General features: G+C 64.6%; 18 protein-coding genes, 1 tRNA gene and 2 pseudogenes. 12 read left to right on the top strand and 9 right to left on the bottom strand.

What is annotated here, in order from left to right:
• From CEX87_RS27750 to CEX87_RS23380, 4 genes and pseudogenes are all read left to right on the top strand, one after another.
• Positions 1 to 202 (top strand): annotated as a pseudogene (locus CEX87_RS27750) (HNH endonuclease signature motif containing protein); the annotation flags it as partial.
• A gap of 54 nt (positions 203 to 256) precedes the next feature.
• Positions 257 to 1,036, top strand: a complete 780-nt coding sequence (locus CEX87_RS23390; RefSeq protein WP_094289311.1) for an SDR family NAD(P)-dependent oxidoreductase — start codon at positions 257 to 259, stop codon at positions 1,034 to 1,036.
• Positions 1,033 to 2,628 carry a phytoene desaturase family protein gene (locus CEX87_RS23385; RefSeq protein ID WP_094289309.1) on the top strand — a complete coding sequence of 532 codons (1,596 nt, stop codon included), beginning with the start codon at positions 1,033 to 1,035 and terminating at the stop codon, positions 2,626 to 2,628. The genes CEX87_RS23390 and CEX87_RS23385 overlap by 4 nt, the downstream gene beginning before the upstream one ends.
• Before the next feature lie 161 nt (positions 2,629 to 2,789).
• On the top strand, positions 2,790 to 3,158 hold the full coding sequence (locus CEX87_RS23380; RefSeq protein ID WP_064399118.1) for a SpoIIAA family protein: 369 nt from the start codon (positions 2,790 to 2,792) through the stop codon (positions 3,156 to 3,158).
• A gap of 8 nt (positions 3,159 to 3,166) precedes the next feature.
• Here the strand turns inward: CEX87_RS23380 and CEX87_RS23375 are convergent, their stop codons facing one another.
• Both CEX87_RS23375 and CEX87_RS23370 read right to left on the bottom strand, forming a co-directional pair.
• Positions 3,167 to 3,502: a hypothetical protein gene (locus CEX87_RS23375; RefSeq protein WP_164673972.1), complete on the bottom strand. Its 336-nt coding sequence runs from the start codon at positions 3,500 to 3,502 to the stop codon at positions 3,167 to 3,169.
• An 89-nt stretch (positions 3,503 to 3,591) separates the two neighbouring features.
• A tRNA-Leu gene (locus CEX87_RS23370) sits at positions 3,592 to 3,667 on the bottom strand.
• A gap of 317 nt (positions 3,668 to 3,984) precedes the next feature.
• On the opposite strand from CEX87_RS23370, the pseudogene CEX87_RS23365 reads away from it, so the two are divergent.
• Positions 3,985 to 5,635, top strand: a pseudogene (locus tag CEX87_RS23365) (acyl-CoA synthetase).
• A 499-nt stretch (positions 5,636 to 6,134) separates the two neighbouring features.
• Here CEX87_RS23365 and CEX87_RS23360 read toward each other — a convergent pair.
• A complete protein-coding gene (locus tag CEX87_RS23360; protein ID WP_142301123.1) occupies positions 6,135 to 6,431 on the bottom strand; it encodes a YncE family protein in 297 nt (98 codons plus the stop codon).
• 148 nt (positions 6,432 to 6,579) lie between these two features.
• On the opposite strand from CEX87_RS23360, the gene CEX87_RS23355 reads away from it, so the two are divergent.
• The 6 genes from CEX87_RS23355 (at position 6,580) to CEX87_RS23335 (ending at position 11,929) form a co-directional block, all read left to right on the top strand.
• A complete protein-coding gene (locus tag CEX87_RS23355; RefSeq protein WP_094289305.1) occupies positions 6,580 to 7,005 on the top strand; it encodes an ArsR/SmtB family transcription factor in 426 nt (141 codons plus the stop codon).
• Positions 7,002 to 8,030, top strand: coding sequence for a cation diffusion facilitator family transporter (locus CEX87_RS23350; RefSeq protein ID WP_094289303.1), 1,029 nt, complete (start codon positions 7,002 to 7,004; stop codon positions 8,028 to 8,030). Before CEX87_RS23355 ends, CEX87_RS23350 begins: the two co-directional genes overlap by 4 nt.
• 709 nt (positions 8,031 to 8,739) lie before the next feature.
• The gene (locus CEX87_RS23345) at positions 8,740 to 9,450 is read left to right on the top strand and encodes a hypothetical protein (protein ID WP_142301122.1); all 711 of its coding nucleotides are present in this window, start codon (positions 8,740 to 8,742) and stop codon (positions 9,448 to 9,450) included.
• A gap of 104 nt (positions 9,451 to 9,554) precedes the next feature.
• A complete protein-coding gene (locus CEX87_RS27280; RefSeq protein ID WP_158220790.1) occupies positions 9,555 to 9,695 on the top strand; it encodes a hypothetical protein in 141 nt (46 codons plus the stop codon).
• Positions 9,696 to 9,984: 289 nt separating this feature from the next.
• A complete protein-coding gene (locus CEX87_RS23340) occupies positions 9,985 to 10,974 on the top strand; it encodes a hypothetical protein (RefSeq protein ID WP_233151494.1) in 990 nt (329 codons plus the stop codon).
• 49 nt (positions 10,975 to 11,023) lie between these two features.
• Complete coding sequence (locus tag CEX87_RS23335) at positions 11,024 to 11,929, top strand: hypothetical protein (protein ID WP_332888976.1); 906 nt, start codon at positions 11,024 to 11,026, stop codon at positions 11,927 to 11,929.
• Positions 11,930 to 11,976: 47 nt separating this feature from the next.
• Here CEX87_RS23335 and CEX87_RS23330 read toward each other — a convergent pair whose 3' ends face one another.
• From CEX87_RS23330 to CEX87_RS23315, 4 genes are all read right to left on the bottom strand, one after another.
• Positions 11,977 to 13,524, bottom strand: a complete 1,548-nt coding sequence (locus CEX87_RS23330) for a serine hydrolase domain-containing protein (protein WP_094289297.1) — start codon at positions 13,522 to 13,524, stop codon at positions 11,977 to 11,979.
• Positions 13,521 to 14,903, bottom strand: a complete 1,383-nt coding sequence (locus tag CEX87_RS23325) for an alpha/beta hydrolase (RefSeq protein ID WP_233151493.1) — start codon at positions 14,901 to 14,903, stop codon at positions 13,521 to 13,523. The genes CEX87_RS23330 and CEX87_RS23325 overlap by 4 nt, the downstream gene beginning before the upstream one ends.
• A 317-nt stretch (positions 14,904 to 15,220) precedes the next feature.
• Positions 15,221 to 15,718 carry a hypothetical protein gene (locus tag CEX87_RS23320; protein ID WP_064394912.1) on the bottom strand — a complete coding sequence of 166 codons (498 nt, stop codon included), beginning with the start codon at positions 15,716 to 15,718 and terminating at the stop codon, positions 15,221 to 15,223.
• Positions 15,719 to 15,845: 127 nt separating this feature from the next.
• Complete coding sequence (locus CEX87_RS23315; protein ID WP_094289295.1) at positions 15,846 to 16,448, bottom strand: hypothetical protein; 603 nt, start codon at positions 16,446 to 16,448, stop codon at positions 15,846 to 15,848.
• Positions 16,449 to 16,585: 137 nt separating this feature from the next.
• On the opposite strand from CEX87_RS23315, the gene CEX87_RS23310 reads away from it, so the two are divergent.
• Entirely contained in the window at positions 16,586 to 17,203 is a 618-nt protein-coding gene (locus tag CEX87_RS23310) for a YdcF family protein (RefSeq protein ID WP_233151492.1), read from the top strand.
• 16 nt (positions 17,204 to 17,219) lie between these two features.
• Here the strand turns inward: CEX87_RS23310 and CEX87_RS23305 are convergent, their stop codons facing one another.
• Positions 17,220 to 18,158: a R2-like ligand-binding oxidase gene (locus CEX87_RS23305; protein ID WP_094289291.1), complete on the bottom strand. Its 939-nt coding sequence runs from the start codon at positions 18,156 to 18,158 to the stop codon at positions 17,220 to 17,222.
• Positions 18,155 to 18,835, bottom strand: coding sequence for a TetR/AcrR family transcriptional regulator (locus CEX87_RS23300; RefSeq protein ID WP_094289323.1), 681 nt, complete (start codon positions 18,833 to 18,835; stop codon positions 18,155 to 18,157). The genes CEX87_RS23305 and CEX87_RS23300 overlap by 4 nt, the downstream gene beginning before the upstream one ends.
• Positions 18,836 to 18,862 lie beyond the last annotated feature (27 nt).

Genomic DNA, 18,862 nt, shown 5'->3' with positions numbered 1-18,862 from the left:
CAGACGCAAAGACGGGCGCACCGCATGGCGTCCTCCACCCCAACTCGACACCGGCCAAGCCCGCATCAACAACTACCACCACCCCAACCGCTACCTCATCCCCGACGACGGAGACGACGAGGACGACCAGGGAGCCCCCGAAGACAGCGGAGAGTGTCCCGACGACGGTGATGACCACAGCGATGATCGTGACGCAGGCTGACGTCGGCGTGTGGAGCACGCGTTTGGTGAAGGCTCCGTCGGGTAGCCCGGCACCATGGCTCAAGGACGACCACTCGCGCTTGTGACGGGTGCTTCGAGCGGTATCGGTTTCGAGTTGGCGAAATTGTTCGCCGACGACGGCTACGACCTCATCGTGGCCGCGGACGATGACGGCATCCACGCTAGCGCGGACAAACTTGCCGCCAGCGGCACAGAGGTCCGCGCGGTTCAGGTCGATCTCCGCAAAGAGGACGACGTCGATCGGCTGTACGCCAGCGCCACCGAGGGCGGCCGCCGGTTGGACGCCGCCGCCCTCAATGCCGGCACCGGCGGCGGTGGCAGCCGATTCGTCGACCGCGGGCTCGAAGAAGACTTCAACATCATCGACCTCAACGTCCGGGGAACCACGCAACTGGCCAAACTCGTGCTCGCTGACATGGTCAGCGCCAACTCGGGCAAGCTGCTGTTCACGTCGTCGATCGTGGCGATGATGCCCGGCTCGTATCAGACCATCTACAACGCCTCCAAATCGTTTGTGCAGTCGTTCACCGAAGCGCTGCAGGACGAGTTGCGCGACACCGACGTCGTCGTCACCTCGCTGATGCCCGGCCCCACCGACACCAACTTCTTCCGGCGGGCCGGCATGCTCGACACCTTGGTGGGGCGCATGCCGAAGGACGACGCCCACAAGGTCGCCAAGCAGGGATACGACGCATTGATGGAGGGTAGGAAGAAAATCGTTGCCTCCTCGCCACTTTCGAAAGGGCTCGGCCTGATGAACCGGTTTCTGCCCGACTCGGTGAAGGCCGCCTCCAACAGGCTCATCTCGAGGTGAGCGTGAGAGGTTCCGCCGATGCTGTGGTGATCGGAGCAGGCCACAACGGTTTGGTCGCCGCAGCGATGCTGGCCGACGAGGGCTGGGACGTGCTGGTTCTGGAAGCACAGGAACAACCCGGCGGCGCGGTCAAGAGCGCCGAACTGTTCCCCGGCTACGTCAGCGACCTGTACAGCGCGTTCTACCCGCTGTCGGTGACGTCCCCGGCTCTCCAAGCGCTGCACCTCGAGGAGCACGGCCTCCTTTGGTCGCATTCACCCGCGGTCGTCGGCCATGCGAGCTCCGCCGATGACGAAGACGCTGCGCTGATTTGGCGCGACCTCGACCGCACCGCAGAGGATCTCGACCGTCGCACACCCGGTGACGGGGCACGCTGGCGCGACTTGTTCACCCAGTGGCAGCGCATCAAGGAACCGCTGGTGGAGACGTTGTTCGCGCCGTTCCCGCCGGTGCGTGGAGCGGTCGGTCTACTGCGTGAGCTGGGCACCGCCGAGGCGCTTCGGTTGGCGCATCTGCTGCTTCTCCCCGCAGGCGTGATGGCTGAGAAACTGTTCGAGGGCGAGGCCGCGCGACTCCTGTTGCTGGGCAACGCAATGCACGCCGACGTTCCCATCGACGCACCGGGCAGCGGCGTCATGGGATACATGCTGATCATGATGGCCCAGGACGGCGGCTTTCCGGTTCCGGTCGGCGGCGCCGGCCAACTGACCGCAGCGCTGGTGAACCGGGCGACGTCTGCGGGAGCCCACATCCAGTGCGGACAGCAGGTGGACCGGATCGACGTCCGTGGCCGACGCGCGGTGTCCGTTCACACCTCCGGCGGCGAGACCGTCCGAGTGCGTCGGGCGGTGATCGCCGATACCTCGGCGCCGATGCTGTACCGCGACCTGCTGCCGGCCGACGCTCTCCCCGAATCCGTGCTGCAGAGCATCGACCGGTTCGTCTGGGACACTCCGGTGTTGAAGATCAACTACGCCCTCGACGCGCCGATTCCATGGCGTTCGCAGAGTCTGAACGATGCGGGAACGGTACATCTCGGCGCCGACCACGACGGCCTGATCCGGTGGATGGCCGACCTCAACACCGGCACCGTGCCGCTGCATCCGTTCCTGCTGTTCGGGCAGATGACGACCGCCGATCCGAGCCGGTCACCGGCAGGCACCGAAAGCGCCTGGGCGTACACGCATCTGCCGCGAGGCGTCGCCGATGACGCCTCCGCCGATCAGCTGTCGGCGGCGGTGGACGTGGTCCTGGAGAAGCATGCGCCCGGGTTCAGCGACCACATCGTCGGCAAGACGATTCAGCGGCCGTCGGACCTGGAGGCCAGCGACGCGAATCTGCATGCCGGTGCGGTGAACGGCGGAACGTCACAACTGTTCCAGCAGTTGATCTTCCGGCCATTCCCGGGCTTCGGTGGCGCGGAGACGCCGGTCGAGAACGTCTTCCTCGGCAGCGCAGGCGCGTCCCCGGGCGGGGGAGTGCACGGTGTCTGCGGCCGCAACGCCGCACATGCCGCACTGGCCGCCGCCGGGCGGCTGGGCTGGCCGCGCCGACAGCTCAACCGCGCGATCCTGTCGCTGATGACGCGATGAGCCGGTGAGCGGCGAGATCATTGACGTCGTGGCCTACATGAGCCGACGCCAATCAGGCCGGCCGTCCCACTTTGAGGCCATTCGACCCTATCGCGCCGAGTGGTGTGGTCCGAGAATCCCCATATCGAGAGCTGATCTCGTGTGCGCGAAAGGAGAACTCGATGATCGAAACAATGCCGGATATGCCCGCCGGGGTGACCGGTTTCCGCGTGTCGGGGCGGATCAGCGGCGACGAGATGCGTGACTTCAAACCGGTCATGGATGACATGGTGAAGGACGACGAAATCCGAATCGTGGAGGTGATCGCGGACGACTACGAAGGCTTCGGACCCGGAGGGTTGGTCGAGGATCTGAAAATGGGGCTGGGCGCCTTATTCCAGCATCACTCGGCCTTCAAGCGAATCGCGGTCGTCACCGATAAGGAGTGGATCCGGCACACGCTGCACGCGCTGGCCTGGATGGTCCCCGGCGAGATCGCGCTGTTCGGCCTGGGCCAGCTTGACCGTGCCAAGAAGTGGGCCGCGGGCTGATCGCGGCTCTAGTAGCCAGGGGTGACGACGTCTTCCAATTCCTGCAACTCGGGCGACGGTCCAGGCGGCGCGTGTCGCGGCACAAGATTGCCGGTCGAGCCCGTGCATTCGGCGCCGCTGACTCCCGGCGGGCAGGCGTTGTTGACCGGTGAGGCGGTGTTGGGCACCAGGTAGGGCACGCACGTCCCGCTGTAGAGGTCGCTGTCCTCGCCGGCCGGGCAAGCCGCGAGTTGACTTGGCAGGCCGGGGGAGGCGGTGACAATGACCGCAGTGACGGGTGCCGCCGCCGCGATCGCAAATCCGCCGAGGATCGCCAGCCGTCGTCCGATACGAGATTTTCTCACCGATGACATCCTTGCGCTTTCGTCAGTGGAGGATCTTGGACATCGACACTATCGCGCGTTTGCGCGACCTGTGAGATTCCTTTTTATAGTGGGGACGGTGGGACTCGAACCCACAAATGTCGGGCGTTTTAAGCGCCCCGCCGATGCCAATTAGGCTACGTCCCCTTCTAGGTAGCCGAGTTTAGCGTGTGCGCGGACCTCTTGTTCTTGCCTCTATACGGCTCACCGACTGTTCTCGTGTACGGGTGACGGCCTTGTGCGAAGGCAGCTCGCGACCCAGCTCTCGATACCGAGCAACAGTGCTTGCGCGCAAGGCGTTCGCAGCATCTGCTTCCGCACCGTCCATGGCCTTTGGCGCGGGGCGAGTGTCCGGGGCACTGAAATCAGCGGTTCCACGTTCGGTGCCGCGATGTCGGTTCAGGATCGACACGACTAGCCGACTGCTACTGTGCAACGCACATTTCCGTGGTGAGGGAGGCCTGATGGCTGACGTGCTGGCCGGCGTTCGGCAGAAGGTGCAGCACGCCACCGAGGCGGCGCGCGCTGCTAAACGACTCATCGACACGGGAATCATCGATCTCAAAGACCTCGGTTCGGGCGTTCAGACCGCCAAGCTCGCGCGCTTACGGCCCGCAGGCCACGATGGCGATTCAGGGTGGTCGCAAGTATGCGGACCTGCCTGCGGTCGTCGACGAGCGCGGGACGTTGACGTACAACCAGGTCGATGACCAGTCGTGGGCATTGGCGCATGGCTTGCAGCGCCTCGGTGTCTCCGCGGGCTCGGTCGTCGGTGTGCTGTGCCGCGACCACCGCGGTCTGGTCATCACCATGGCCGCCTGCGGCAAGGTGGGCGCCCGAATGGTGTTGATGAACACGGGTTTCGCCAAACCTCAGTTCGCCGAGGTCTGCGAGCGCGAGAAAGTGACCGTGGTCCTGCACGACAGCGAGTTCCTTGGTCTCCTCGACGCGCTGCCCGCCGACCTGCCGCGGGTGTTGACGTGGGTGGACGACGGCGCAGAACTGCCCGCCGGCGCGCAGACTCTCGACGACATCATCGCGTCGAACTCCACCGAGCCTCTGCCCCCGCCGAGCAAAGCCGGCGGTTCCGTGATCCTTACCAGCGGCACGACCGGGCTGCCCAAGGGAGCGCCGCGTGAGACGGTATCTCCGCTCGCGACGGCGCAGATCGTTGACCGAATACCGTTCCCGCGCAGGGGGACCATGGTCATCGTGTCACCCATCTTTCACAGCACCGGGTGGGCCACTTACACCGTCGGTGCTGCGTTTGGGAACAAGATCGTGACGACCAGGCGGTTCAAGGCGGAGGGCACGTTGAAGCTCATCGCCGACCACAAGGCCGACATGCTGGTTGCGGTCCCGACGATGCTGCACCGGATGGTCGAGCTTCCGCCCGACGTCATCGCCAAGTACGACACGTCGTCACTGAAAGTCATTCTCATCGCCGGGTCGGCCCTGAGCCCCGAGTTGTCCAACCGGGTGCAGGACACCTTCGGGGATGTTCTGTACAACATGTACGGGTCCACCGAATGTGCCATCGCCAGCGTCGCCACCCCTTCCGAGCTACGTGCCGCCCCCGGTACCGCGGGGCGTGCTCCGGTGACCTGCGAGGTGGTGCTGTACGACGAGAACGATCGACGGATTGAGGGCGCGAACCGTCGCGGCAGGATCTTCATCCGCAACGGTGCGCCGTTCTCCGGATACACCGATGGTCGCAACAAACAGATCATTGACGGCTACATGTCCAGCGGCGACATGGGTCATTTCGACGAAAACGGATTGCTGTTCGTAGACGGTCGCGACGACGACATGATCGTGTCCGGCGGCGAGAACGTCTTTCCGCAGGAAGTGGAAAACCTACTCGAGGCGCGGCCCGATATCGCCGAGGTTGCCGTGGTCGGGGTCGATGATGCCGAGTTTGGAAAGCGGTTGCGCGCCTTCATCGTTTCCGAGCTCGGCGCCGACCAGGACGCGGCAGAGATCAAGCAGTACGTGAAAGACAACCTGGCGCGGCACAAGGTACCGCGCGATGTGGTCTTCGTCGACGAGCTACCCCGAAATGCCACCGGAAAGCTACTGCGTCGGGTGTTGGTCGAACTGGATATCCAGGATTGAGGATGGCGGCAGATATCTAGTCGGAGATGCGAGCGGACTTAAAATCCGCACAGTGTCGGTTCGAGTCCGACTGGGGGCACCGAGTAGAAGCGATTTCTTTGCCTCGATAAGGCGCAGCGTATGCACGCAAGCGGTGAGTCGGCGAGCACTATCGCTTCGACGCTTTGGGGTGGGCCGTGCCACGGCTCGCCGCGTACTCGCCGAGGGCGTCGCTGGACGCCACCGTCGCATCACGTTTGCACCTCTAGAAGCTCAGTTCGTAGGTTCGAACTCCCATAGCACCGAGGAACCCCTCGGTCCCTTGGGTATCGGGAAGTAGATGTGGTTGGTAGTCGGGTTAAGGGCGGGTGAGTGTGCGCCCGTCTGCGAGATGGGCCGACCCCGCGCTTCGAGATGCCCACGGACATGATTGAAAACGCTGACCCAGCCACTTTCGGTTGCGACGTATACGTCCACGGTCAGGGTCGTATGCCAACACATCTGGCGTTTCGCCGACTTCCTAGCGGCCAATCACGGCTCGGTTGGTCAGGTCCACGGTGTCCGTCGTGGCGTTGGATTCGCAGCCGACGAACATGGTCTGGTCGGTAGCGTCTAACGCCTGGCCGTGCGGGTGATCGCAACCAGGTGTGGGAATCCGTTCCACGACAGTGAAACTAAGCGGGTCAATGACGGCGAGGTCATTGCGGCCCTGCACCGCGACCACCATCTGGTCCAAAAGGCTGTTGCATACGACGTTTCCGACCTCGCCGCCCAATGGAACGGTGGCCCGGACTGCGCCGGTATCGGCGTCAATCACTGTCTCCGTGCCCGCAGTCTCGTTCGTTGTCCAGACCGTGCGCCTGATCGGGTCGTACGCCAGTACATCCGGAAAGGTTCCTGTCGGACTGCGGAAGAGCACCTGGCCTGGGTGGCCCTGACCCGATTTTCTGATCTACTATCTGCGTATGGATGCAGATAGTCGAGTATGCGGTCGTCGGTTGCCCGATGATGAGGTAGGTCTAGTGGTAGAGGTCTTCCGGATGCTGGCTGACGCCACCCGCGTACAGATCGTTTGGGCCCTGGTGGGTCAGGAACGGTCGGTCAATGACCTGGCGACCCATGTGCAGAAGCCCGCATCGTCTGTATCGCAGCACCTGGCCAAACTCCGCATGGCACGGCTGGTGCGCACGCGCCGTGAAGGCACGACCATCTATTACAGCCTGGACAACGACCACATCGCCCAGCTGGTCACCGACGCTGTCTTCAACGCCGAGCACGCCGGATCGGGTGTCCCCGGCCACCACCGTGACACCGCTCAACTCGCCGCCATCCACCGCGAGGTCAGCGCCGCGTCGGTCAATGGGGTCTCACCGACCGGACGACGAGCATGAGCCACGAACAGGCGGCGACCACGCACCACCACCATGACGGCCATCACCGGCATCATCACCACCCGAAGAGTCGATTCGGCAAGTTTGGCGCTGCGATGCGCGAGATTTTCGCGCCACACAGTCACGACGCTTCCGACAGTATCGACGACGCGTTGCAATCCAGTGCCGCCGGGATACGTGCGGTGAAGATAAGCCTCATCGCACTCACGGCAACGGCGGTCGCCCAGTTGGTGATCGTCGTGCTCTCGGGTTCAGTCGCGCTGCTTGCCGACACTATCCACAACTTCTCCGACGCCTTGACATCCATACCGCTCTGGATCGCCTTCGTGGTCGGCACAAAGGCAGCCACCCGGCGCTACACATACGGCTTCGGTCGCGCCGAGGACATTGCAGGGCTTTTTGTCGTCGTCATGATCGCCTTCTCCGCGATTGTCGCCGGAGTTGAATCGGTGCGACGCCTGATTGATCCCGTCGTAATTCATAACGTGGGCTGGGTCGCAGCCGCTGGCCTAGTCGGATTCATTGGTAATGAACTCGTTGCCTTGTACCGGATTCGAGTCGGACGCAGAATCGGATCGGTGGCCCTCGTCGCCGACGGGCTGCACGCCCGTACTGATGGGTTTACCTCGCTTGCTGTGCTCCTGGGCGCTGGTGGCGTGGCGCTCGGCTACCCGCTAGCCGATCCCATCTTCGGCTTGCTCATCACAGCGGCCATTCTCGCAGTACTGCGTACCGCAGTACGTGATGTCTTTCGACGACTGATGGACGGTGTTGATCCCGTTCTAGTTGACGCCGCCGAAACCGCACTGGCGGCCCAGCCAGGCGTTCGACAGGTGCGCAGCGTGAAGATGCGCTGGGTCGGGCACCGTTTGCACGCCGACGCAGAACTCGACATCGACCCCTCGACCACCCTGGTGGACGCCCACCGGATTGCGCACAATGCAGAACACACCCTGACTCATGCAGTGCCCAAGCTCTCCACTGCTCTCATCCATGCGTACCCGATGAAGGGTGACGGTGAATGATCACAGGCGAATCTGTAAACAGCTTGTATGCACACGTCTTCATTCGACCCCAAGCCAATCAACGGCCACGCATAAAATGCGCAGTTAAGACCCTAAATTGCCAATGTCGTTTGATAGTTCATCGATGAATCGCACTAACGGGGACTTGAACTCCGCCCAGTGTCGGTTCGAGTCCGACTGGGGGCACGGCAAGAAGCCCGGTAGGACGGCTTTTCGAGGCGGGCGGACGGCCTTTCTAGGGGCACCCACCCCCGCGAGCGGCGGGATCGCAGCGGCGAGCTCGGCTCGAAGCTAACTTGTCGCGAGACGCAGATGCGTGCACATGCCAACAGGCAGTTGAGGCGGTGGCATCGGAACTAGCAGAGCACTTACTTCGGAAGACGCCTTCGGTGAACGCTGCCGATCACGGGTCCCGTCCCGCGTCGTCGAAGATGTGGTATCCCAAGCGATCTCCGCACACGCTGACACCTTGGATCTCGAGGTGTCGGGAGAGACAAGGACTCCGGTGATGCCGAAGTGGAGGCCAGTGTTCGGGGGCGTCGCGTTGAATGCCGACCCGCGGGGGTTGGTCGCCTTTCCAGGTGACGGACCGAACGCTGTATTTCGCGCTGTCGTGACGCACGAGTGGAGGCTTTGAGAATCCCTTGAGGTCGACGCCCGATTCTCTTTTTCAACCACGAAGACCGTGGCTCCACGAAAGGAAAAGTCGATGACCAACACCCCGTTCGCCAAGCACGCAGGAACCGTCGCCACCTTGGGCGCGGTCAAGAAGCTCGCCGTCGCTGCCGCCATCGCGGGGGCCCTAGGGCTAGCTGGCCTCGGCATGGCCGGCATCGCGTCCGCGGCACCCGCCCATGACTCCGGGGCGGCGCACTCCACGTCATCCTCCGAGGATCACGCCGGCTCGGTCTCCGCGCCGCACGTGGAGTCGTCGGCCCCGCATGCCGAGGTGTCAGCGCCGCATGCCGAGGTCTCCGCGCCCCAAGCGGAGTCGTCGGCCCCGCACGCGGAGTCCACGGCCCCGCACGCGGAGTCGTCGGCGCCGCACGCCGACGCGGCCGCGCCGACGGGTGACGACGTAGTCCACGCCCACCTGATTCCCGGCGTGAAGCTCGTACCACCGGCGGCTGAGTCGTCGGCGCCGCACGCTGAGTCGTCCGCCCCGGCCGCCGAGTCGTCCGCGCCGCACGCCGACGCGGCCGCGCCGACGGGTGACGACGTTGTCCACGCCCACCTGATTCCCGGCGTCAAGCTCGTACCACCGGCCGCCGACGCTCCGCAGACCGCTCATCCGACTCCGGACTCCACGTCGAATCCGAACGAAATCGGCATGGTCTACCCCTCCGGCAGCATTTACCCCAACCCTCCCGACTACGACCCCAACTGCGGACCAGCCTGCTACGAGGTGATTGACGAGTGAAGTGCGCGACAAGCAAATGAGTTGAGCGGGTAAGGGCAGGTGTTCCCAGTGGAACACCTGCCCTTACTCCGTTTACAGATCAGACCCCGAGGCGGCAGGCATTCATGTGCGACACCCTCGCGACGGCGTTCACCTGCCCGCTCTACTCGGCGCGCGACGCCTTCAAGGCGTACTTCCTCCCGTTGCGGTCCGTTGATGGAAAGGCAAACGGCACAATGGTATTCGACGTCGCGAAGATGGTGTAACAGCAGACCACCGCGCCCCGTGTCGGTTCGAGTTCGAGGCGCCCTGGTCATTGCCCGACTGGCTGGATTCGCGTAGGTGACCCGTGAGCAGCCGATTGACACAAACCCTTGAGGCCGCCGTCCCGCAACGGCGCTGCTGGCGCTCACCGCCACTGCTCCCGGCGGCGAGCCGCACTTGGACGTCAGCAGCGGGGCTAGGTCGCGAGATGTCCCGCCGGGACCGCCGCTCGGGTATTAACGTGGGCGTACTTATTCGCCGCGTGGGGGGTCCCGTGTTCCGGAGCCTACGGTGAGCGTCCAAGCCGACGCCGATCATGGCTCGACGCTGGCTCGACATCGCAGCGGTCGCTCCGTGCTGGCCGTGGTCTTCCTCCTGCTGTTCGTCTTCTCCTACAGCGAAGAAGTCGTCGCCGCCGTGCTCGAGGCGATCGACCAGGAAAACATGCTCGGCTGGCTGATCGGGCTGGTCGGACTCGACGCCGCCGTGCTCGCCGTCGTGGGCCTGCTCAAGCGTGGCATCACCGCAGCCGACGGCGGGGTTTCCCGGCTGTGGCGTCCCTGGTGGGTGGCGGTCGGCGCCGTGCTCGGACTCGACGTCTTGTTGTGCCTGCTCCCCGAGGACCATCCGTTGTGGCTCCACCTGACCTTTTCGGTCGCCATGGCCATCCTGATGGGACTCGTAATGGCGTTATCGCTCAACGCCGATCCAATGACGATCCTCAGCGGTACACGACGGGCGGCGGCACCGACCGACTGGATGCGGGTACGGGCGGTCGTTCCGCTCGTCGTGGGCGCCTTCGTGTGCTACCTGGCCGCCACGGCTTTCAACGACTTCTTCGACCTCGATACTCAACGGGCTCTCGACCCCGAGCTGGCCGCCGAGGTCCACGCGATGCCGTTGCCGAAGCACCTCGGCGCCATGGCGACCTTGTGCGAGGGAGCGGTGAGCCCGGCGTTCTTCTACCAAGTGGTCGCCGTGATCCCGCTGCTTCTGCTCACCCTCGGCGTGGAGTTCAACTTCTTCCGACGGGCTCTGGCCGAACCGGTGCAGCGGGCGGCGGCAGCGGCGACCGTGACCGTGGTGTCCATCGGCCTTGTGCTGGCGTTGTCCACGCTGCCGTTCGCTGGGATCGGGTGCGGTCAAGTGTGGGGGTACTGGCATGAGTTTCTGGCGTTTGTGGTGTCGGTGCAAGGTCTCGGCACGGGTCTGGCGACGCTGGTGTGGGTCCTCTTGGTGAGCGATCCAGACCGCCGCCTCGTGGGTCTTGATGATGGTTAAACCCGTTGTCCGACAGGCAGATCGCGCTATCTTCGGCATCGTATTCCTGATGCTGTTCGCGTTCTCCTACAGCGAGCAGCTGGTCTCGGGGGTCTTTGAAACCGACGCCGGTCAGAACCGCTGGCGGGTCCTGGTGATCATCGTCGACGCCGTCGTGCTGGGTGTGGTCGGCGCGCTGAAACGCGTGGTGACTAGCACGGACGGCGACGCGCCGCGGCTGTGGCGCTGGTGGTGGGCCGGCGTGGCAACCTTGATCGCCGTCGATCTCCTGCGCCTCGTCGCGGTCGGTTCGCTGCCTGTTGACGTGCTGACGGCCACCATCTATGCCGCCGCCTTGGGCCTGACCATCGCGGCGTCGCTGAACGCCGACCCGCTCACGTTGTTCAACAGCCGGCGTCGAATTGCGGCGCCGACGGACTGGGCCCGGGTCCGCGCCATCGTGCCCCTCGTCGCCGGAGCCTGGCTCTGCTACTTGGCCGCAAGCGCCTACGTGGACCTTTTCGATGTCGACACCGACCGGACAGTCAATCCCAGGCTCGAAGCCGCACTCGAGACGCTCCCGGCCGCCGAACAGATGTCGGTGCTCTCACAGCTCTGCGAGGGCGCGATCAACGCCGCCTTCTTCGAACAGGTCGTCGCGGTCATTCCTGTCCTACTCCTCGCCATCGGTGTGGAGTACAACTACTTTCGCCGCACCCTGGCCGATGCCGGACAGCGTGCCGCCACCGCGGCCACCGCAACGGTGCTGGCCGCCGGCCTCGTTGGGGCCCTGTCGACGTTGCCGTGGGACGGTCACGGGTGCGGCGACGTGCTGTCGCGTTGGCACGAGTACATCGCCTTCCTCTTGGCCGTCCAAGGTGTCTTCACCGGGTTGGCGACGCTGATCTGGCTGCTGGTCTCGAGCACACCCGACGGGTTTGACGAACAGGACTCGATGGCCGCTTCAGAACACTGAAGCGGCAACCAGCGGTAAGCGGCGCGCGCAGAACGCTATTCGTCAGATCATTGCCGTCGGTAAAGGCGGCCGTGCATGCGCAACCAGGCGACGTTTCCGTTCGGGTCGCGGATGAAATTGGAACGGGTGCCGAGGGGTTGACCGTCTGGACCCAGGTCGAGTCCATAGTCCGGCCGGTAGAAGGCGAACCCCAGATGTGCGCTGGTATCGGCATCTTCATCGGGGTGGGTGCTGGGATCGGCCAGGTCGCTCATGGTGCCGTGCAGCCGGCCATACCTGCCCTCGAACTCGATGACAACCTTTTCGAGGCTGCCGGATTCGGTGATCTGCTCCGTCACGTATCGCCCTTCGTAGGGCGCGAGGTCCGCCGCGCTCAAAGTTTGCGGTTCCGCTGGCGTATTGGTGATCCCCGCAAACCGGCGCTGCGCCCAATCATCGGCGAACAGGTCGGTCGTGAGCTGCGCTCCGCCCTCGGAGTTGGTGAGCAAGGTCATCGCGAAGTTTCGGCTTGGCACCATGAAGAAGCCCGACCTTTGGCCTTGCCAGGTGCCGCCGTGCTGCACGATCGTCTCGTTCTCGGCCGAGGGGCGCAGCATCCATGTCACCCCCATCCCGGTGAGCTCGACCTGCAGCGTGCCGCCGGCACCGGGGTTGGAGCGCATCGCCACAAGTGCTTGTTGGCTCAGCAGCCGAGTGCCGTTGGGAGCGGTACCGTCACCGAGATGAAACCGCGCGTAGCGCAACTGATCGCGCACGCTGGAGATCAACGAGCCGGTCGGGTTGCAGCTGCGCGGGAACCCCCAGAACCCGGTGTCGACAACGGGTTTACCGTCAACCACGTTGTGGGATACGGCGATATTGAAGCCGATGATCTGGTCCGAGAAGTACCGGGTGTGCTGTAGCTCGAGCGGATCGAGCAGCAGATTCTGTACCGCCGCCTCATAGGTGGACCCGGTGACGACCTCGATGATCCGCCCCGCCACGACCAATCCTGCATTGTTGTAGGCGAATACGGCACCCGGCGGTGTCAGTTGCGGCAACCGGGTCATCGACGCGACATAACGCGACAGCGCGTCATCACCACGGCCGAAGTCCTGCAGATCGTCGCCCAGCCAGCCCGCTGTGTGGTTGAGAAGCTGACGCACGGTGACAGCGGCGCTGGCTGACGGGTCCGCCACCGCGAAGTCAGGAAGATAGCGGCGGACCGGAGCATCGAGGTCCACTTTGCCCTGATCCACCAGCCGCATCAGCGTCGTACCGGTGAAAGTCTTCGTGGTGGAACCGATGCGGAACACCGTATCGCCGTCGACCGGTACCGGATGGTCGACATTGGTGACACCGTAGCCCTTTATGTACTCCTGGCCGCCCGCCAGGACGCCGACTGCCACCCCCGGTATCGCATAGGCCTTCATGCCCTCTTCGATCTTGGCGTCGAGTTCGTCGAACCCCGTTGCCACGTCGGACGCGGATGTCGTCGTGGGTTCCGGCGAAGGGTTCGACGAACATGCGGACAGGGCCAGCGCAGCGGCCCCGGCGACGGCTCCTCCCAGCAGGCCGCGACGCGAAATCCCCGCGACATCCGACGCCGCGGTCATGGTGGCGGGATGATCTCGTACGGCGGTGGTTGTGTCGCGCCGACACAACTCGTGTCCGGTCGCCCCGGATTGTCGTAGAAGGAGGCAATCACCTTCGCCCCGCAGTCATTCGTGTACACGCCATGAGCGACGCCGGGCACCGTCACGACGTGGGATTGCGAGAGATGTTGCGCCACATACTCACCCCATTGGGGTCCGGTCTGTCCGTCGTAACTCCCCGACAGAACGAGCGTCGGGATCGCGCTCTCGGTGACCGACCGGATCTCATCGGGCGCCTTGGGCACATCCCAGGCTGCACAGGCGTCGCGCAGGAAAGGCAGTTGCGGCGCTTGGGCGCGAACCGACTCGGGAAACTCCGGAAAGGCCTGCTTTGCTTTGTCGAGTTGATCCTCGACCGATTCGAACGGGACCCATTCACGGCACCACACGCTCAAGGTCAGGCCCCAGCCCATGGTCCCGACCCGCTCGGGATTGGCCCACACTTCGGCGTACAGCTCGGCGATCCGCCTGGGATTGTTTCGAGCCAGTTCGTCAATCGCGGCCGGGAACTCCTCTGGGAAGTGGGTGGCCAGCGGGACGAACCAGTTCAGTAGCGCGCCCCCGTCGAGGACGACTTTGGTGTCGCCGACCGACGGGACGGCGACCGTGGTGGTGACTGGCCGCTCTTCGAGCTGATTGACCAGTCTGATGAACGACTCGGCGAGGTCGGGATAGCGCGCCTGACATGCGGGCTGTGCCACGCATGCATTGGTCATGTTGTCGAACGCCTCTTTGGCGCTGCTCCACGTCCACCCGGGGGTGGCGGCCGAGGGTGGTGCCACCCCGTCGAGGGTCACCGACCTGATCCCGTCGGCGTCGTGCCGCATGTAGATCAGCGCGAGATCCGTGCCATACGAATGCGAAAACACATTCCACTGGTCGACACCCAACGCTGTCCGCAGGTCCGCAAGGTCATATGCGCTTTCGGTGGAGTTGAACGCCGCAAAGTCGGCCTCCGGGGCCAGGCGGTCGCGGCACGCCCGGGCCGCCTGCACATACTGATCGCCGGTGGAGGCCGCGTCATAGACCAGCCCGACCCGGCGCGCGTAGAACTGGTCGATCTCCGGGCAGGTCAGCGCCGGCTTCGACGAGTGAGTCCCCCGCTGGGACAACAGGATCAGATCCCGGTTGCGGTTGATGCCCACATCGTTCGGAATCGGCGGATCCGCGACCGCGTCGCCGCCGGGACCCCCAGTGAGGAACACAATCGGATCCGGTGAGGGTGGCTGCGTCTCCGACGGAATGATCGCCACCGCCAAACGCAGCGTGCGCCCGCCGGCCTTGGTACGGTCCTCGGGCACCACCAACTCCCCGCACCGGGCACCTTCCAACTCGGGCACCGGTTGCGGTGTTTCGGGGCAAGGCCCGGCCACGAATTGCGCAGGCGGGTGTTCCACCGTTGTCGGCGTTGTCGGCGACGGGGCGCCAGCGGGCGGTGCGCTCGAGTTGCCGCACGCGGCGCAAACCACGACCACGATGAGCGTTAGCACAAACCCCACCCGGCGCACTGGACGCGCGGTGAGCGCCCAACCGTCAACTGGTGGAAACGGTCCCGCCCACGTCACGGCAGAAATCTTGACACACGAACCGAGCGCCGGTCATAGAAATATGCCGAACTCGCCAAGGGCTCCGCTGCGACACGGTCCACCATCGACCGTCAGTTCAGCGCGAGGTTGACGGCGACGACGAGCCAGCCCATTCCCGCATTCAGAAGGCCGATGACCACCGTCCATGCTCGGGCAAGCCTGGCCTGGCGAGCCGCTATCACGCCCCAGAAGAAGAGCAACACCACGTTGAGGTTGAGCGCGACCGTGGTGTAACCGATGGTGACTCCACCGTCGGGATGCTCCCAATCGTCGGGCCAGTCAAAGGCTGCAGCGAGCAGCAGCACGGCCAAAGTGGGCAGGGCTGCCGCGACGACGGGCCACCCACTGGCGACATTTCGCAGAAAGGCGGCAATGTACTGTGCGCCTCCGGCCTCCTCGTGGCTCGAGACATGCAACCCGTACGCCCGGGTCAGCAGGCTCAACGCCACACCGAGGAGAATCCATGCGATTTCCTGCAGGGGGTTGCCACCGCCTTGGGCGGCCAGCAAGAGGGTCGTCATGATGGTGCCGGTGAGAAACGCGGCCAGTGTGCTGGACTCCAACCTCACAAGCTGCAAGCGTAAGCCGCAATCACGCCTCCGCGCCGGACCGACGCGGCCTATGACGCCTATCGTTGTCAGAGTTGCTTCCCTGAATGGTGGCTCAGATACGCTGTGATGCAAGGACGTATCGTCCTCAGCGGCGATTTTCAGCGCGCTCGCGGATGCCGAGCAGCATCTTGCGGTACATGGGGAAGTCGGCGAGTTCGAGGATCGGGGCGAAAGCCAGCCCGCCAGGATTGGCGTACGAGATTCGCAGCCTCGTGACGAGCCGTGTGCCACCGGAAGGTAGCGGGCGAAGGATCCACGCCCACGTTCCGGCGTTCACATGCCGCCACACCAGCACATGCGGCACAGCGACCTGTGCGACGCGCCACGGCGAATCATCCACTGCCTGCAACGGATTCATCGGCGCCGCCGCATCGCCCACAGCGACCTGCTGCCACTGCGGCAGCACACTGCGAGCGCTCGGCCGGCCGAGATTGTCCAGAAGGTCATAGGAGTACCAGCCGGCCTTGCCGAACCCCAACTGGACGATCCACGGCCATACCTGTTCGGGGGAGGCATCGACCGTCACGGCGCGCGTCGCGCGCATCCCGAAGCGCGACACCGGATATTCGTCTCCAGGGAGCCGCTCGCCCTTCTCGGCTCCGGTGGCACCCCACCCGGTATGCCAGTGCCGCGCGGCCGCGGCGACGGTGACTGCAGCCACCACGCATGCGGCACGTCCGAGTATCACCCTCGCATCGTTGCACCGATGACCGACGATGGCACGGGCGGGCGGCATTGAACACGCCGCATGATCGGGCGCACGGCCGTCCGCGTTGTTCGCCGATTGTCGGGCTCCGCGCGGACGACCGCCAGTATCGTGGCCGGGTGCGGTCAGCCGGGTCGATCCGACGCAGGCGACTCGTCAGGAGTATCGGACGAATCGCAATCGCTCCGGCGCTGCTTCTCGCAGGTGTCCTCAGCCTGGCCGTCGATATCAGCGCATTCAGCGGACGGTCGGACCCGGCGCCGGCGGATGCGGCGATCGTCCTCGGCGCAGCCGTCGATGGCGATAAGCCGTCGCCGGTGCTCGAGGAGCGACTGCGGCACGCGGCCGCCTTATACGAGTCGGGACAGATTGATTGGGTGGTCCTGACAGGCGGTGTAGGACAGGGGGACACGCTCTCCGAATCCCAGGCAGGGCGCGACTGGCTGATCAAGGCCGGGGTGCCGGCGGACCGCTTGCTCATCGAGAACAGGTCGCGCACCACCAGGCAGAATTTCGTCTACGCCCAGCCGCTGCTCGCCGAGCATGAAATCAACCGGGTGCTCATCGTCAGCGATCCGCTACACATGCGCCGTGCCACCCGTATCGCCACCGACATGGGTCTCGACGCGCATCCGTCGCCCACGCCCAGCAGCCGCTACAAAACCCTTCACACGCGAATTCCGATGCTGCTGCGCGAGGTGTACCACAGCGTGCAGTACTTCATGACGCGTCAGTGAGGAGCGATCACTACGGCTACGCCGAGGCGCCCAACGCCTTCTCGTCCTCGTCGGCGAAGGTGTCCTCCAGCGTCAGCGGCGAGTAGTCCAGGTCGATCTCACCGACCGGGCGGCCCCGGGCACTGCTGATGGTGCCGAATCGCCGCATTCCCTTGTCGCTTGCATACTGCTTCATCTCGCCGGCTTCCAATCCGAACGGAATCTCGTCGTAGAGAGTCGACCCGTCATCGGCGTTCTGCAGCACCAGTGGAATGAGCTCATTCATCCGCTCCTCGAACACCGTCCAGTTCGAGTCATCGGCGGCGACGTGGCGTCGACAGGTGAATGTGCCCCACGCCATGTGGCGCCGCTCGTCGTCGCCGATGCGCCGCACCAACTCCTGCATGCCGGGCAGGATGCCGCGGTCCACGCAAATACGGTGCCACGCATAGTATCCCGTCAACGCCATCATGCCTTCTATGACGTGGTTGTAGGTCGCCGATGCGCGAACCTGCGCGGCGGGGGACGGGTCGGCGTTCAACATCTCCAGCGAGCACGGCAGTTCGTCATAAAAGATTCGCCGGTACGACGGAAGCTCATCGAGGTAATGGTGGAGGTCGTCGGTCAGCCCGACGGCGTCCAACCACATCCGGAACACCTGGGTGTGCTTGGCTTCCTCGAACGCGAACTGGGTCAGATACATCTCGTCGCCCAAACGGCCTTCGGCCCGCATCGCGGCCATGAACGGCTGGATATCCTGGGTGACGGCTTCTTCGCCGGCGATGAACTGCGCACACAGTCGTGCGGCGTAATCGCGCTCGAGTTCGGTCAGGGACTCCCAGTCCTCCCGGTCGCGGGAGAAGTCGATATCGGCGGGATTCCAGAACTTCGCGTTGCCCCCTGCGAAGAGCTTCAACGGGAGGCTGTCCCAGTTGAGGCCACCGGCGTCGAGTGACGCTGAGTTCCTGCGTGTCATTGTTGGACCTCCTTGGTCATTGTTCGGGCCGGGCTGCGGCTGGAGAACGCTTCGGCCAGGACGGATACGAGCCTGCGCACCGCGAGTGCCGGCTGATCGGGAGTGGGATCGTCGAGCCCGAGAACCGGATCCATGCCGCGCACGTAGGGCGCCAGCGCCATGTGGGGGAAGATCATCAGCAGCAACGACAACAGCGCGTCGGTGTCGCAATCGGGACGCAGGTCTCCGCGCGCATGCGCATCGCGTACCAGCGGCCGCAGAACCTCCAGGTAGTGGCGATGGATGACTGTGTGCACGGAAACTCGTGCGTCTGCGTCGATTTCGAAGTTCGATGCGGCATGCAGGGCACGGTCCTGCGGGTGCTCGGCGAAATAGGCCACCCAGGTGTCGAGCAGATCGGTGAGGAACTCGAAGAAGGGCCGGCTCGGGTCGAGCTCCCGGATTCGATCTTCGATATACGAGCGCACCCGCTGGCTGCCTAGATCTGCGATGTAGGCGTAGAGGTCGCGCTTGTCGGCGAAGTACTGGAACAGGCTTCCCTTCGCGACACCCGCGCGGCGTGCGATGACGTTCAGGCTGCCCTGGGAGTAGCCGTGCGCCCCGAACTCCGCCTCCGCCGCTTCGATCACAGCGGCGCGCCGGCTCGGGTCGACCCGAGCCCATGTCACAGTTGGCATCCACACCTCCCAGCGATGACCACTGGT

Origin of the sequence: Mycobacterium lehmannii, from assembly GCF_002245535.1 — a bacterium.
In the GTDB taxonomy this organism is placed as follows: Bacteria; Actinomycetota; Actinomycetes; order Mycobacteriales; family Mycobacteriaceae; genus Mycobacterium; species Mycobacterium lehmannii.
Note: the sequence above shows the minus strand (reverse complement) of the source record. Positions and strands in the feature narration are given on the sequence as shown.